Here is a 14,910-nt window from a genome sequence, read left to right on the forward strand (position 1 = left end):
CGTTGCGTAAGCATTAAAAACAAATCCGCCGTGTTTTCCAGATACGGCGGATTTGTTTTTGAGTATTATTTGCTGAAGACGATGGTCTAATCCAGCCACATGACCTGGTCATAAGCCCGCTCGTAATCCATTTCCTCGAGGGGGACCAAATCCCGGAAGTGGCCGGTCTCGTCCGTTCTGACGGCGTTCCAGCGGCCCGACGCATCGCGGAGCAGGAGCCGGTAGCCGTAGAGGGGGTGCAGGGTATCGCCATCGGTGCGGTGGTCCCAGCCCGTTTGCAGTTCAATGGCGAAGGCAATCCGGTCCATCACATCGGGCATCTGGTCGGCGAGGGAATTGGCCCCGTCCAGTTCTTCAATCCACAGCACCAGCCCATCGGTACCCCAGTCGAAGTGGAGCGGGGTGGGGGTGAGGGTAATTATGGAAGCGTTCATAGTTGTGGTTTATAGTTTTCGGTATTCGGTCTACGGTTTATCGAGATGTTCGCTTCTCCTGCGTCAGCTATTGCAAACTATAAACCGAATACCGTACCGTTTTCAGGCACTCATCGGCCAGGCCGACGAAATAAGCTGCGGCTGCTCCCGTTCTTCCTGCCATTTGCGGAGCCAGAAACGGTACTTCTTGCGGCCATAATCCATAAATCCCGGAATAGAGGTGGCATCTACCGCAAAAAGCCGGTGGGGCTTCTGCTTCATGATGCCGATAAAGACGAACCGAAACTGCCGCGTGTCGGCCCACTCGCCCGTATCGGCGTTGCGCAGGCTGTCGAGGTAGAATGCTGCCTGCCGGTCGTAATCATAGGTGTAGCACGATTCCAGAAACTGGGCCTGGGTGCGGGCAGAAGTTGTTTTAAGGTCAATGACCAGCGCATTCCGGCGTTTGGGGCTGGTGTACACCATGTCCAGCCGGGCTTTGCAGGCTACGCCGGTGGTGGGTTCAGTGGACAACACAATGCGTTCCCGCTCCGACTGCCGCAAATACCGCCGACAGAAACCGTCCTGCCGAATTACCTGCATCAATGTCTCCAGCTTCTTTTGCTGATCCGGATCCAGCGCGTCGGCGTCAACAGGCAGGGTTGGGTCAACCATATCGGGCAGAAACTGCGCCATAACGGTGCCCACTGTTTCGGGTTCGAGCAGGTGCTGATGGAAAGCCCGGCCAAATACTTTCGTCTTTTCGGGAATGAACCGGGCCGAGGGCGTCGACCAGTACCCAAGGTGTTCTTCTTTCAGCCGGGTAAGGTCAGAATTTGATACGCGTAATAAGGCCCGGTACGCATCGCCGGGGTTGATAACAGAGGGTGACTTGGGCAAAGAGAGCCGGGAATGAAGCATAGAATAACGTTGAATGAATGAAAGCAGGCGCAACGCTTTTACGGCATTGCGCCTGCACCAAAACCGTACAGAACGGATCAACCCGCTATCAGCAGTTCCGGCTCGTCGACCGGGTTGAGGAATGGGTTGTAGTAATTCATTGCCGTTTTGATGTTGGCAATGTCCGTGAGGGTTTCCTGCCGGAATATCTTGGATGATTCGGCAAACTGCTTTAGTTCGTCGGTTTTCGCCTTATCGGCAATCTTGTAGGAGAACGTAGCGATGTAGTACACACCTTTAGGCTGCACCTTGGTATTTTCTTTCTTTTCGGCCACCGCCGTAATTACCACATCGGCCAGCGTCAGGTCGTCGTAGTAAAGCGGTTCGATAAGCCGGAATATATTATCCACTGAATACCCGTGAAAGAGAATCGCCGACACGCAGTTCTTGTCGTCGATGAAGAAGATCTCCGCCCAGTTTTTGGTACCCATATTCAGGATGTTATCCGTGAAAATGCGCCAGGCGATGGGTTGAAAGGTAAGCATGCGGCCGTTCGACGGACCGCCTACTTTCTCGGTGCCGTTGATGTTGAACACGCCTTCTTTGGCATCGAACCGATACTGCCGGGGGTGCCCTTCCAGGTATTTGTACCGGCGTACGGCCGCGTTACCGACTACCTCGCCGGTCAACTCATTTGCGTTTTGATGCGGTTTCTGCTCGTCACCGCTTTGAATTGTCTCGATTTGGCTTTTGTTTTGTGTGTTCATTAGTATTTGTTGTTTACTGTTTAAGCAGGGGACCCGTTTTGCGGTCCCTTTTGCCTTTTTAAGGGCTGTGTTTACTGCTTTAAAAATACACTGTTTTGTGTAATTTTCAAAGCGTTTCTAGCCTGATCAACCATTTATTTTACAGGGTAATGTGTATTTTTAGTAATTAGTGTGTAGGAGCGGTTAGCGATGAGTGGCTGACGTACAAGTTACGCGTCAGCCACTCATCACTAACCGCTCCTAACATACCCTATCCACCGAAAGCCATGATTCATCTCCGTCTTCAGCAACTCATTGACGCGCTCGATGTCAGCGTTCTCGAATTTGCCCGCCAGCTGGGTGAGCATCGGGGGGAAAAAGTGTACCACATCCTGCACGGTCGGCTGAAACCCCGCTACGACACACTCGAGAAAATTCTGGTAGCCTATCCGCAGGTCAACGGCGACTGGCTGTTGCGGGGCGAGGGGCTGATGTTTAAAGTGCTCAACTCACCCTCCGCAGCCATCACCACCGAAGAGCGACTGCGTAACGTAGAGTTTCTGCTTTTCCAGCTTAACGAGCGGGTAGCCTTACTTCAGCAAACAAACGATGAGTTAATCGTAACAATTAAGGAGTTAAGCAGTAATCGGTAAGAGTGGGAAAACAATGCCTTCCCTTCCTCGCTAAACATCTGTCTGTCATTCCGGGTTATACCCAAAAAGACACTAAACGCTATGGCTACAAAATCACCGTTCGACCCGGATAAAACAGATTCTGATTTTTATTCCAAAGACCCGAACCAACACGGCAACTCCGACTATGGCCGCGAATCGGGGGGCGTTGGTACCAATGAAATGACAACCACTGGTATGGACATGGATTCCGAAAACAGGAATATCACGCACGATACCCGCGAAGCGAACCAGGAAAAAGGCCGGTTCGAAACACCCACCAACGAAAGTACGGGCACTTCGCAGGAGTGGGATGTAGACGCAGATGCTATCTCCGACAAACCGAAAGGACGGATGATGAGCGACGAAGCCGCCAAGAAACTGGGAGAAATCGCCGAAAACCCGTCCGACGATGCATTGCTGCACCGGGCTGATGCTACCTATCTGGAAGAAGGCGACGATCCGAACAAAGGATATGACCCCCACAGTGTAGGCTATAGCGGGACCGACAAAGAATCAGTTGAAAAGAAGGATATGGACGAGTAAGGCTGCTCAACAGCCGGTAGGGAACAGCCAATAAAAAAGCAACGGAAAAGCAGCCGTTGCTTTTTTATTGGAACAGGTTTTCGGGATTCATCATTTTACGTCCAATTCTTTTGTAAACTTGTCACCTGATTGATTACTCCATTAAGCCGGTGGATGAAAATTCCCCCTTTTTACTTTGCTTATTGAAACCCGCGCTTATGCCCGAGCCGGTATGCTCGGCAACCCATCCGATGGCTTTTTTGGTAAAACGATTGCCATCACCGTTCGTAATTTTGGCGCATCCGTTACCCTGTATCCTTCACCGGAGCTGAACATTGAAGCCCAGGCACAGGATACCAATACATTCAGGAGTTTGCACCACCTGCGCGATGCCGTGAGCACGCTGGGCTATCACGGGGGCGTTCCGCTGCTGAAGGCCGCCATCAAGAAATTTGCTGAATACTGCGAAAAGGAACACATACGGCTTCCCAATCAGAATTTCTCCATTCGATACAGCACATCCATTCCCCGGCAGGTAGGCTTATCGGGTTCGAGTGCCCTGATTGTGGCTACCTTCCGGGCGTTGATGCAGTTCTATTCGGTAGACATTCCCCTGCCTGTACTGCCGAATCTGGTATTAGCCACCGAAACGGAGGAGTTGGGCATTGCGGCCGGTTTGCAGGATCGCGTTATTCAATGCTACGAAGGCTGCGTATACATGGATTTCGACCGGGCCACCATGGAGCGTCAGGGGTTTGGTCAGTACGAACCCATTGACCCGCATCTGCTGCCTAAACTTTATATTGCCTACAACACCGACCTCGGCAAACAATCGGGGCAGGTGCATAATGATGTGCGGGCGCGGTGGCTCAAAGGCGAACCGCTCGTGCTCGAAACGATGAGTGCCATTGCCGATGTAGCCCGGCAGGGCCGCGAAGCCATGCTCCGGCAGGACACCAATGCTCTGCACGAACTGGTCAATCGTAATTTCGACCTCCGTGCCCAGATATACAACATCAGCGACCGGAACCGTCAACTTATTGAAACGGCCCGGTCCTGCGGGGCATCAGCCTCCTTTACCGGGTCGGGTGGGTCCATTATCGGCCTGTACCGCGATGATGCCATGCTGAACCGATTATTCGTAGAACTCAAAAAAATAAACGCCCGCGTCATCAAGCCGTACGTAGTTTGACCGTAGAGACGCAATACCTTGCGTCTTATGACCGGATGGTTTAGCTGACGCATATAAGACGCAAGGTATTGCGTCTCTACAGTCAAAAATGATAAAGAAAGCCGTTATCCCCGCTGCCGGGTTTGGAACCCGGTTTCTGCCTGCCACCAAGGCGCAGCCCAAAGAAATGTTGCCGATTATCGACCGCCCCACCATTCAGTATGTGGTGCAGGAAGCCGTCGATTCGGGTATCGAAGATATTCTGATTATTACCGGTAAAGGCAAACGCGCCATCGAAGACCACTTCGACCGGAACTACGAACTGGAAACCCGGCTCGAAGAAAAGGAAGATCAACTCCTGCTGGATGAGATGCGCCGACTGTCGGACATGGCCAACCTGCACTATGTTCGTCAGCGCGAACTGAACGGGCTTGGCGATGCCATCCGGTACGCCCGTCATCACGTGGGTAATGAGCCGTTTGCCGTACTCCTGGGTGATACCATCATGGATGCCGTGATTCCCGTAACGCAGCAACTGATTGACACCTACGCGCAGTACGGATGCTCGGTCATTGCCGTTGAAGAAGTACCACACGACAAGGTGAACCGGTACGGTATAGTAGGGGGAAAAGTATTGAGTGACCGCATTCTGGAGCTGACCACCCTGGTTGAGAAGCCAGCTGTGAAGGATGCCCCCTCAAATCTGGCTATTGCGGGGCGGTACATTCTCACCCCCGAAATCTTTAATATGCTGGAGCAGACCCCCGCGGGCAAGAACAATGAAATCCAGTTGACGGATGCCATGCTGATGTTACTAAAGCGGGAAAACCTGTACGCCCACCGCATTGAAGGTAAACGCCACGACATCGGCAATAAGTTGGATTTCCTGAAAACGACCGTCGAATTCGCGCTCAAACGCCCCGAATTTGCTACGCCCTTCCGGGCATTTCTGGAAGAAATCCTGAAACAGTAGCCGATAGATGCACGTACAAAAGTGGCCCGCACCGCGTTGATGGAGATTATTCTCCATCAACGCGGTGCGGGCCACTCTGTTTTAGTTAGGGGAGCTGTACCGTGTTCGTACCTGTATGGTAGCGGTATCATCCTCCCCATTCGTATACCCATTGCCCGGTGTCGAATCCGGGTCGGAGGGGGAGGATGTGGTAATCTGAGCTTTCAATGTACCCGCGCCAGATACCTGCACCGCTAACGTCAGGGTGCCCGAATCACCGGCTGCAATCGGGCCAATACTACCCGTAATGGTCTGACCGTTCACCGTCAAACCATTGGTACTGGCTAGTTGCCAGCCTGTGGGTAGCAATGTTTGCAGACTCACATTAGTAGCCGTAGCGCCCCCCCGGTTGTATACGGACAACGTAACGGTAATTGGCTGATTGGTAGCTACAACCAGATTGCTCGAGCCAAGCGATAAGCTCAAATCTGCCTGTGCGGGGTCGGTGGGTGGCTGGCTGGACGCCACGGGCGGCAGGGGAGTCTGATTGGGGTTGGGCGAGGCATAAAATTGCCCGTTGGCATTGGGGGTTCGAAAATCGACCGTCGTGGCATCGTCCTGCCCATCGCCCGTGCCGGAGTTGGGCTGGCTGTCGGGGTCAGTCTTGCTACTGGCTGTAACCTGGGTGGCAAGGGCGTAGCTTCCCGGCTGGGTTGCCCTGAGCCGGTAGGCAAATGCCAGTTGGTTGCCAGCTTCTATCGTACCGGCATTGATGGTGACAGCACTGGCCGAACCACTGACGGTTGAAGAAGGCGCGTCCAGGAACTCCATGCCTGCAGGAAGCAGGCTTTGGGCCACTACGTTACTGGCTGCCTCAGGGCCGTCATTGGCAATGACCAGCGTGAGCGTAACGGGTTGATTGGTAGCGGGGGTTCGGGTATCCAGGCTCAGGGCCGTGGAGAGATCGGCCATACCCGCGCAAAGGCTGAGTGGCGTACTGGGCGCACTGGCTACGGCAGGACTGCTGGCCACCACCTGAATCCGATACTGGTTTCCTGTTGGCAGGGAAGTCGGAATGGTAGCGACAATAAGGCTGGTCGCGCTGCTGCCAATGGTCGTCTCGTTCCCAAATGAGCCGTTGCTATCCGATAACTTCACGCTGAACAGGTTGCCGCTGTCCAGGCTCCCTTCCGACACCGATACCGATACACTTATGGTTCCACTCAGGCAGGTGCCCGGCAGGTTATCGATAGAAACCACGGGAGGAACGGGGGGAGTAATTTCCATCTGGTAAAGGATAACGCGCCCCCCAAGAAAAGCGATATCGTACCATAAACCCGGCCCGCTATTGCCCTGAGCCCGTACCGAGTACCGATAGGTGCCCGCCGGTTCTACCCCGCCAACGCCAAATGACTGAGGGAGGTAGGCCCGAACGTAGTTAAACCCGGCAAACTGATCGTAGTCCGGAGCTTGGGAGGAGGGGGGAGCTACAGTCCACCCAGCGTCGTTAAAACTACCACCATCAATGCGCTGCAGGCGTACTTCTACCGGTACCGACGATTCGATGAGGGAATGGAAACCGTGCGAACCGGGTTCGTACCGATAGGTGAATCGTCTTAGGGCTGGATCGGGCGTTCCCCCCTGAATGGGCTTATGCAAAACGGGTAATAGCGGACTGGCAGGGGCCGAATGGGCAATGGTGAACGGCTCACTCAATGCCCCCACTATAACCGGCTGGGTAGAGCGGGTTCTGAACTGATACTGTCCATCCGGCAGATTGGCCGGTATCGTCACCAGAATGGGATTATCCGAACTGGGGGCCGACTCGTATACGCTTACCCCATCACTGACCCGGACCAGTTGAGCAACGTATTGATTGCCCAATTCGTAGGGGTTGCTTCGTAGGGAGGCTACGGCAATCACATCACCCTGCCGGTGCGTGAGTGGTAAGGTGTAGCCACTGCTGATGATGGATGCCGGGTTGGTCGGTAAAAAAGGAACGGCCTGTTGGAAAAAAGTACTGCCAAGTGCCTGATCCCAACTGTTTGTAAACCGAATTAGGCCCGGTCCTGTCATATGTATGTTATCCGGCCTGTTTTCCGGACCCACAATGCTGTCGGAGGCTGGCCCCGGAAAGGTGTTTGATACATCGGCAATGATCCGGTTCTGGGCGGCAATAATACCCGGACTAACGGATCCATAGTTATAACTCACCCGCGAAACCATCCAGGCGATGGGACTGGTGCCCACCTGCTGGCGACTCTTCTGAATAATGGAAAGGAGGTTGTTATAATAGGTTTGGCCATTAACGCCGTTGTAGGCATCGGTTTCGCCCTGATGCCAGAGTACGGCCCGCGCGCCGGTGCGGGAAACGTAATGTAACAACACTTCGCCCAGTCGGCGATAAACGGCTAACTGGGTGGTAGTGCCCAGATTTCCGGCAGCTCCCTGTGCCCACTCCGTACTGCTGGTGCCGCCCAGGGCAGCCCCCAGAAACAAAACGGGTACGTTCAACCGCTTCACCAGCTTGTCGCCCAGCGTGCTCCACAGATGGGAGGGCTGATTAGGGCCAATGGAGCTTCCTCTGGTAATAGAACTAAACTGAAGGGGTAATAGCTGATCGCTCAGGCTGTCCTGCTGAAAATCGATGCACGATACCCGGTCTTCAGTAGCTGATTCAACCCGCTGAAGATTGCCGTATACGTTCGACTGACCCGCTATCACGAAAACTTCGCCAACGCCCACCCGCCCGACCTGCGTTTGAGCCAGTACCATGTTGTTTGCCTGCGCCCGCACATCCAGCCGATACCAGCCAGCCGATACGGTTACGGTACCCGAAAAAGCGGAAGACCCCGCCAGAAAAGGCAACGGAGTCCAGGCAGTTGTACTGCCCTGGCCCACAACCAACGGAACAAAGCGGGCTTCAACCCCGGTGGCCGATGCGGGAGCCGTGCCCGTTATGATCACTGAGGCTTCATTGGTCAGACTGCGCTGAAAAACCATCCGGGATACCGGACTGGTAATGGTAAGCTGTGCTACTGATGACAGTGAGACTAGCAGCAATAGTGAAAGTGCTGTAATCCGTAGCAGAATGAACTTCATACCCGTTGAACGTTAGGTGTTATATGATAAGCACGTACTACAAATTGCATGCCCGACTTAGATAAATCGATTAATCGATACATGGTCATTAATGGATATTTAATCCCCGGAAAACAGAGCGGGCTGCTTGTGCCTACAAGCAGCCCGCTCTATCTGACAAACCGATGATCAGGAATTTATTTTTCTACCGTTTTGATTTTTAATTCATCCAGTTGCTTATCAGAAATGACGGAGGGTGAATCGATCATTACATCGCGGCCGGAGTTGTTCTTGGGGAAAGCAATGAAATCCCGGATGCTGTCGGCCCCGCCGAAGAGTGAGCATAGCCGGTCGAAACCGAACGCAATACCGCCGTGCGGTGGTGCGCCAAACTCGAACGCGTCCATCAGGAAGCCGAACTGCGCTTTGGCTTCTTCATCCGAAAAGCCCAGAATGCTGAACATACGCGCCTGCAAATCGCGGTTGAAAATCCGGATGGAGCCACCGCCAACTTCTGTGCCATTGATGACTAAGTCGTAAGCATTGGCTCGCACGCTGCCCAGGTCGGTATCGAGCAGGGGAAGGTCTTCCGGTTTGGGGGAGGTAAACGGGTGGTGCATGGCAAACCAGCGTTGATCCTCCTCGCCATATTCCAGCAACGGGAAGTCGAGAACCCACAGCGTGCTGAATACATTCGGGTCGCGCAGACCCAGCCGACTACCCATTTCCAGCCGCAGTTCACTCAGTTGCTTACGGACTTTGGCCGCATCACCCGACATAATCAGCAGCAGGTCGCCGGGTTTGACCGGAACACCGGCCTGCCTGAAATGAGCCGCCCACCCTTTTAGGTCTTCTTCCGAATAAAACTTGTCGACGGATGATTTTATACTGCCATCTTCATTGACGCGGGCATAAATCAACCCCTTGCCGCCAATTTGCGGGCGTCTGATCCAGTCCGTCAGTTCATCCATCTGCTTGCGGGTGTAGTGCGCGCAACCGGGGGCGTTGATACCGATGACCATTTCGGCCGAATCGAACACCCCGAATCCCTTGCCCGAGGTCATATCCACCGTATCGAAAGTGCCCTTCAACTCCACAAACTGCATGTCGAATCGGGTGTCGGGCTTGTCCGAGCCGTAGAGCCGCATAGCATCGGCGTAAGTCATACGGGGGACTTCGGCCATGTCGATGCCTTTTACGGCTTTGAACAGGTGGCGAATCAGCCCCTCAAACATATTCAGGATGTCTTCCTGCTCCACAAACGACATCTCGCAGTCAATTTGGGTGAACTCCGGCTGGCGGTCGGCGCGGAGGTCTTCATCGCGGAAGCACTTCACAATCTGGTAATAGCGGTCAAACCCCGACACCATCAGCAGTTGCTTAAACGTCTGGGGCGATTGGGGCAGGGCGTAAAATTCACCCGGATTCATGCGGCTGGGTACCACAAAATCCCGCGCCCCTTCGGGTGTCGATTTGATAAGGACTGGTGTTTCGACCTCAATAAAATCCTGCCCATCCATGTACACCCGCGTTTGCTGGGCCATCCGGTGGCGCAGTTCCAGACTCCGTCGAACGGGATTCCGGCGGAGGTCAAGATACCGGTATTTCATGCGGAGGTCATCACCCCCGTCGGTTTCGTCTTCAATGAGGAAGGGCGGCAGTTTGGCTGGGTTCAGTACGTCCAGCGCACTGACTTTCAGTTCAATATCGCCGGTGGGGATATTGGGATTTTTGGATTTTCGTTCGATAACCGTACCCGTCGCTTTCAGCACAAATTCGCGGCCCAGCGAGCGGGCAATGGCAAACAGTTCGGGCGGTGTCTGCCCGTCTTCGAGCAGGAGCTGGGTAATCCCATAGCGGTCGCGGAGGTCAATCCAGAGGACTCCCCCCTTGTCGCGAATGGTTTGCACCCAGCCAGTCAGGGTAGCGGTGGTATTGGCATTAGTCAGGCGGAGTTCTCCGCAGGTATGCGTACGTAGCATTGTAATGAGTGAATTAGTACCGCAATGGAATTGAATGGGTGAATGAGTGAATGAAAAAATGGTGTCTTGCTGCCTATTCAGTCACTTAATCATTCAACTACCCAATCAATGGAATTTCTGCTGCAAAGGTAGCGGGTTTGTCGGTTTAGTCTGACACCATGCCGAACCGATGCAGCACGTTTACCCGGAAAGATGGTATATTTGACTAAACAAGGTATCGAGACAATGAGCATCACCATCGACATCGACGAAGAGTTATTGGCGGACCTGGGCCGCGAAGAGGTTGAGCGGGAGTTCAAAAAGGCTATCGAACGGCTGGAACTCCGCAAACTGGCCCGGCAGATGGCCGAAGACCTGAAGGCCATCGACCTCACGAACGACCCCGACTGGCAAAAAGCCCGCGAGGCCGCCTGGAGTGAGTATCGCCAACGTAATAAACTAGCCGCCGATGGAAGTCGACAGTATTGATTATGTGCTGGATGCCAACGTACTAATGAGTATACTGATTAGCGGCAAAGCATATCATCGCGAGGTATTGGCTGATACGCGATGCTATTCTGTTGATTTTGTTTTTGATGAAATAAGCAAGTACGAGGCTGTTATTCAGACGAAGGCTAAGTTGTCGAAGCCCAATTTGCAGCGCTTTGTTTTTGATATTTTCAGCCTGATTACGGTTGTTCCATCATTTGTAATAAATGATGAAGATTGGCAGTATGCGGCAAAAATTTGTCAGACGATAGACAGTAAGGACGTTGCATACGTAGCACTTAGCAAGGCAACGTCCTTCCCTCTGGTCACCCGCGATAAGCCATTATATACAGGATTACGCAGGAAGGTTTTCGAAGCGTAATCCTGTATGATGAGTTTCTTGACTCGATTTGACGGCTATTCACTCATTCGCTCTTTCACTCATTACTTTCTGTAGTCCAGCGCGGGTTTACGGTCGCCGAGGAGGGCTTCGTATTTGAAGTCGCCCCCGCGTTTCTGCTTCCATTCCGCAGTGGCTTTCTCGATAAGGGCGGGGTTTCTGTATAAATCCAGCGCCGTCAGGGCCAGGGTTTTGGCCGCTACCAGCATCCCTTTCTGCCCGATGCTCATACCACTGGCCGCCGTCGACTGCCAGCTGTGGGCACTCGAACCGGGTACCCACGTAGCTGTAGATAACCCGACCGTTGGCACCGCCCAGCTTACGTCGCCCACATCGGTAGAGCCGCCACTAATGGCCCCTTCCGACGCATCGCGGAAGTCTTTTACCTCGGCCGCATTGGTAATAGGCACTTTCTGGTCGCCGAAGGTTTCGCTGATTTTCTGGGCAAACGCCGTTTCCTCGGGCGTGTAGTTGACACCCCCCACGGTTTTGAGATTCTGGTGCATCACTTCGGCCAGCGTAACATTGGGCAACAGGTCATACACGCCCCCCAGCACCTCCCAGGCTACCTGCGTACCGGTGCCCTGAGCGGCTCCCTGGGCCGCATCTTCAATCCGTTTCCAGACGCTCTTAACGATATCCCGGTTTTTGTTACGCACGTAATAATACACTTCGGCATTGGCGGGTACCACGTTCGGTGCTTCGCCCCCTTTGGTAATCACGTAGTGAATACGGGTATCGGAGGGGATATGCTCGCGCATCATGTTCACCATAAAGTCCATTGCTTCCACGCCATCCAGTGCCGACCGGCCCCGCTCGGGCGACGCAGCCGCGTGGGCGGCAATGCCTTTAAAGCGAAACTTGGCGTTTTTATTGGCCAGCGACGTACCCGCATCGGCGGCATTCTGTGCACCGGGGTGCCAGTGCAGGGCCACGTCTACATCGTTGAACAGCCCCTCGCGTACCATGTACACCTTGGCCGAACCGCCTTCTTCGGCCGGGCAGCCGTACATCTTTATCGTACCGGAATGCCCCGATGATTTGAGCCAGTTTTTTATTTCTATTGCGGCTGCCATGGACGCCGTTCCGAATAGGTTATGCCCGCAACCATGCCCGCCTTTTTGCCCGGCAATGGGTGTAAACTCCGGTTTGGCTTCGGTAGCCAGGCCGGGCAGGGCGTCGTACTCGCCCAGAATACCGATAACGGGTTTGCCCGAACCAAAGGTAGCCACGAAGGCAGTGGGGATACCCGCCACACCCGTTTTTACGTCGAAGCCTTCCTGCCGGAGTTGCTCTTCCAGCAGAGCCGAACTTTTCTCTTCCTGGTAGCCCAGTTCGGCAAAATTCCAAATCTGTTTCGAGATACCGGCCAGATCGGGTAATCGTTTGTCCAGGTCGGCCAAAATCATTTTCTTGTCCGGGTCCGTAGCGCCGGCTGCCGCGGCTGTCTTTTTTGTTTTCGACTGCCCTAGGGTTAGAAGGGGAATTAAAAGAATAATTGCAAAAAAATGTGTTCTCATAGGATTTATATTGCCAATATAGTTGTAGGCCGATAAAAATAAGGGAAAATGGGGAGATGGACAACGTGAACAGACATCCCGTATATTTGACTCATGTTTACCAATGCCAATTTCGACCGTAGTGTTGCGGCTACTTACGCCCGAAAATTTGCCAAAGTTCGGCGGGCTAATGGGAAGGCTCCACACAAGCCGGTCCTCCTGATAACCCTGCTCGAACTGATTGATAAAGGGCTGATTACTGAAAACAGAATTACTATTTCACCCGAATTGGTAGCGATATTCAAAGAGAATTTCAGCCTGCTGGTTACAGCTACTGACTATAAAGATGACTTCACGCAACCGTTCTATTATTTACAAAGCGATGGTTTCTGGTTCTTAAAACCCAAAGTCGGCTTTGCATTCGATACGTATGTACGAAGTGTGCATACTTTGAGCGACCGGCTTGACTTTGGTTATTTCTCCAGTGATCTATTCTTGTTGCTTGTGAATGGATATGCACGCAACTTGCTGAAAAACAGTTTGCTTGATGCGTTTTTTGTGGCACAAAAGGTGCAGTTTCTGCAAGGGAAAAACGCTAGGCGTAGCTATTTGAGCGAGTTGAAAACGTACCTGCTCAATGAAAAAGAAGCGGCCTACCTGCCACTGCCACCTGTTGAAGATGAAGAAACGCGCTTCGTTCGGGGTGGGCTTTTCAAAAAGCTGGTTCCTAAAGTGTACGATTTTACCTGCGCAATTTCAGGGATGAAAGTGATTGCTATGGACGGCTCATCGCTGGTAGAAGCCTGTCATATCGTACCCATTAGTATTTCCGGTGATGATAAAGTTACGAATGGTATTGCTCTTTGCCCAACGCTGCACACGGCCTTCGACCGTGGTATGATTGCCGTAGATGAGCGTTTTCGTGTGGTTGTCTCACCTTCCCTGGCAGACGGTACCACTAGCCCTTATAATCTGCGCCAATTTCATGGCGAAGCACTTCGACTACCATTCGGCGAGATGCATTACCCAAAACCGGAGAGTTTCCAATGGCATTTAAAAGAGAAATTCAAGCGGTAAAAATAGTTTTATCTTGGCACCGGTAGTTTAATGTAGCCTTGATGTAGTTGCGAAACGGGAATAATCAAATCCCAGTCCTTTCCCCATATAACCTTACCTCGTTCGATACGAAAGCGTTTAGAGCCTGTTTAAAAATGCTTGAGCATCCGGTTAATGTTGGATAAATAGACGAAGGACTCGTGAGAAGTTACGCCACACTCATAGTCTTTACTAAGCCGCCGAGACCAATTCATCCAGGCAAAAGTTCGTTCCACCTTCCAGCGCATGGGCACCACCGCACCGGCGGCCCGGCTGGAAGCCGCCCAACTCACTCACTTTCACCACTTCCAAGATGTAGCCCAGTGACGTTTTAACCCAACGGGCCAACTCCTTACCGTAGGCACTATCAGCCAGTATTTTACTCATCCGATCATACCCCTGTCGGGCAAGCGCAGTCAGTACCAGACGAGCTGCTGGACTGTCATGTTGATTGGCGGCATGAACCACTACTACCAGAACCAGTCCCAGCGTATCGACGACGATGTGCCGTTTTCGTCCGTTCACCTTTTTATTTCCGTCGAATCCTTTCGGCACTACACCCCATTCACTACACTTAACACTCTGGGAATCAATCACACCAAGACTAGGTGATTTTTCCCGATTCGCATCCTTTCGCCTGCGTTCTACTAGCGATTTGTTGAGTCGTTCCCAGCCGGGCCGCCGGAGCGGTGCCATCATTGCGCCATCGCTTCGGCGCTCCGATTCCAGAAGTAATAGTAGCACAAGGGCCAGGGTGGCAGATCATTGGGCATCAGTCGCCACTGACAGCCGGTTTTGGTCAAATACAGTAGCGCGTTAAGGATGGCACGCAGTGAATATTTGCGTTTACGCTTGTCAGCCAGGATTTCTTCAATAACTTGCCAGGCAGAATCAGTCAGGTCTGTGGGGTACATCTTTGCCGGGCCGCCGTTGCGGTCGGATTAACCCACAAGATAGGCTGATTCTACTTTTTTAAGCTTACATGCCCGTTTTTAAACAGGCTCTTA

Annotated in this window: 15 protein-coding genes; 7 read left to right on the top strand and 8 right to left on the bottom strand. The window is 52.9% G+C overall.

The window, feature by feature from the left end:
* Positions 1-86: 86 nt before the first annotated feature.
* From B156_RS0115770 to B156_RS0115780, 3 genes are all read right to left on the bottom strand, one after another.
* A complete protein-coding gene (locus B156_RS0115770; RefSeq protein ID WP_018620723.1) occupies positions 87-434 on the bottom strand; it encodes a hypothetical protein in 348 nt (115 codons plus the stop codon).
* Between the two features lie 102 nt (positions 435-536).
* Entirely contained in the window at positions 537-1,334 is a 798-nt protein-coding gene (locus B156_RS0115775; RefSeq protein ID WP_018620724.1) for a PD-(D/E)XK nuclease-like domain-containing protein, read from the bottom strand.
* 77 nt (positions 1,335-1,411) lie between these two features.
* Positions 1,412-2,080: a hypothetical protein gene (locus B156_RS0115780; RefSeq protein WP_018620725.1), complete on the bottom strand. Its 669-nt coding sequence runs from the start codon at positions 2,078-2,080 to the stop codon at positions 1,412-1,414.
* A 266-nt stretch (positions 2,081-2,346) separates the two neighbouring features.
* Between B156_RS0115780 and B156_RS0115785 the strand changes: the two genes are divergently transcribed.
* The 4 genes from B156_RS0115785 to galU all read left to right on the top strand — a co-directional run bounded on the left by B156_RS0115785 (position 2,347) and on the right by galU (position 5,399).
* Positions 2,347-2,712 (top strand): transcriptional regulator, encoded by a 366-nt coding sequence (locus B156_RS0115785; protein WP_018620726.1) that lies wholly within the window; start codon positions 2,347-2,349, stop codon positions 2,710-2,712.
* An 81-nt stretch (positions 2,713-2,793) separates the two neighbouring features.
* Complete coding sequence (locus tag B156_RS0115790) at positions 2,794-3,276, top strand: hypothetical protein (protein ID WP_018620727.1); 483 nt, start codon at positions 2,794-2,796, stop codon at positions 3,274-3,276.
* A gap of 175 nt (positions 3,277-3,451) precedes the next feature.
* Positions 3,452-4,447 (top strand): mevalonate kinase family protein, encoded by a 996-nt coding sequence (locus B156_RS0115795; RefSeq protein ID WP_026260852.1) that lies wholly within the window; start codon positions 3,452-3,454, stop codon positions 4,445-4,447.
* 88 nt (positions 4,448-4,535) lie between these two features.
* On the top strand, positions 4,536-5,399 hold the full coding sequence (gene galU / locus B156_RS0115800) for a UTP--glucose-1-phosphate uridylyltransferase GalU (RefSeq protein WP_018620729.1): 864 nt from the start codon (positions 4,536-4,538) through the stop codon (positions 5,397-5,399).
* A gap of 81 nt (positions 5,400-5,480) precedes the next feature.
* Here galU and B156_RS0115805 read toward each other — a convergent pair whose 3' ends face one another.
* Together B156_RS0115805 and aspS are read right to left on the bottom strand one after the other, a co-directional pair.
* Positions 5,481-8,480: a sialate O-acetylesterase gene (locus tag B156_RS0115805; protein WP_018620730.1), complete on the bottom strand. Its 3,000-nt coding sequence runs from the start codon at positions 8,478-8,480 to the stop codon at positions 5,481-5,483.
* A 176-nt stretch (positions 8,481-8,656) separates the two neighbouring features.
* Positions 8,657-10,441, bottom strand: a complete 1,785-nt coding sequence (gene aspS, locus B156_RS0115810; RefSeq protein WP_018620731.1) for an aspartate--tRNA ligase — start codon at positions 10,439-10,441, stop codon at positions 8,657-8,659.
* Between the two features lie 225 nt (positions 10,442-10,666).
* Between aspS and B156_RS0115815 the strand changes: the two genes are divergently transcribed.
* Positions 10,667-10,909: a hypothetical protein gene (locus B156_RS0115815; RefSeq protein WP_018620732.1), complete on the top strand. Its 243-nt coding sequence runs from the start codon at positions 10,667-10,669 to the stop codon at positions 10,907-10,909.
* Complete coding sequence (locus B156_RS29280) at positions 10,890-11,291, top strand: PIN domain-containing protein (protein WP_018620733.1); 402 nt, start codon at positions 10,890-10,892, stop codon at positions 11,289-11,291. Before B156_RS0115815 ends, B156_RS29280 begins: the two co-directional genes overlap by 20 nt.
* Before the next feature lie 62 nt (positions 11,292-11,353).
* Here the strand turns inward: B156_RS29280 and B156_RS0115825 are convergent, their stop codons facing one another.
* Positions 11,354-12,829 carry an amidohydrolase gene (locus B156_RS0115825; RefSeq protein WP_018620734.1) on the bottom strand — a complete coding sequence of 492 codons (1,476 nt, stop codon included), beginning with the start codon at positions 12,827-12,829 and terminating at the stop codon, positions 11,354-11,356.
* A 93-nt stretch (positions 12,830-12,922) separates the two neighbouring features.
* Here B156_RS0115825 and B156_RS0115830 point away from each other — a divergent pair, with 93 nt between their 5' ends.
* Positions 12,923-13,885, top strand: a complete 963-nt coding sequence (locus B156_RS0115830; protein ID WP_018620735.1) for an HNH endonuclease — start codon at positions 12,923-12,925, stop codon at positions 13,883-13,885.
* A 210-nt stretch (positions 13,886-14,095) separates the two neighbouring features.
* On the opposite strand, the gene B156_RS30340 is transcribed toward B156_RS0115830, so the two are convergent.
* Positions 14,096-14,647, bottom strand: coding sequence for a transposase (locus B156_RS30340; RefSeq protein ID WP_157627053.1), 552 nt, complete (start codon positions 14,645-14,647; stop codon positions 14,096-14,098).
* Entirely contained in the window at positions 14,599-14,817 is a 219-nt protein-coding gene (locus B156_RS30345; RefSeq protein WP_018620585.1) for an IS5 family transposase, read from the bottom strand. Before B156_RS30345 ends, B156_RS30340 begins: the two co-directional genes overlap by 49 nt.
* Positions 14,818-14,910 lie beyond the last annotated feature (93 nt).

The organism is Spirosoma luteum DSM 19990 (genome assembly GCF_000374065.1).
GTDB lineage: Bacteria > Bacteroidota > Bacteroidia > Cytophagales > Spirosomataceae > Spirosoma > Spirosoma luteum.